The sequence below is a fragment of the Gilliamella sp. B14448G11 genome, assembly GCF_016101765.1.
Lineage (GTDB): Bacteria > Pseudomonadota > Gammaproteobacteria > Enterobacterales > Orbaceae > Gilliamella > Gilliamella apicola_N.
In genome coordinates this window covers 1-522 of sequence record NZ_JACFPX010000045.1, presented here as the reverse complement: position 1 = coordinate 522, position 522 = coordinate 1, and the positions used below count along the sequence as shown (strand labels likewise).

At 34.1% G+C, this 522-nt stretch carries 2 protein-coding genes; both read right to left on the bottom strand.

What is annotated here, in order from left to right:
* Positions 1-218: hypothetical protein (locus tag H3S88_RS13110; RefSeq protein ID WP_198229224.1), on the bottom strand; the 218-nt coding region annotated here is incomplete at its 3' end.
* A 51-nt stretch (positions 219-269) separates the two neighbouring features.
* Positions 270-522 (bottom strand): hypothetical protein (locus H3S88_RS13105; RefSeq protein ID WP_198229226.1); only part of this gene is annotated, 253 nt, incomplete at its 5' end.

Below are 522 nucleotides of genomic sequence, written 5' to 3'. Positions count from 1 at the left end.
ATAAACATAACCATACCAACAATTAGAATATTCATCCCAATAATACAAATAAAATAAAGATATGTATAAAAAATCTGATCATTTCGTCGCTGACGAATAAATGCACAATAGTTATCATTAGCATAAATTAATCGACGACCATGCAATGATAGGCCATAAGGACCTTTATCTAGGTCTCCAAACCAACCAAAGATCTGGGGGCGGTATTTTGATGGCATTACTGTTTTATTCCTTATCCTTATTCCTTTAATATCAATTTAAGTTTTTTATTATTGTTTAATATTATATTTGTGCTTAATTGCAGCTAACTCTTCAAGTGATGTGGCATTAAAAGCTTCCACCATCCATTCTGGCCAACCCTCACCCTCTATTATATCGGCTTTGAATTTTGCCTCTTCATCTGTTTTGTATTCTCCATCATCTATATCGGCTGATTTATAATTCACCATAAAACTGTTAATCCAACACCAAACATGAAAACTACCTGCTCCGGGTTGAGCCGGATCTAACATAACATGGTCA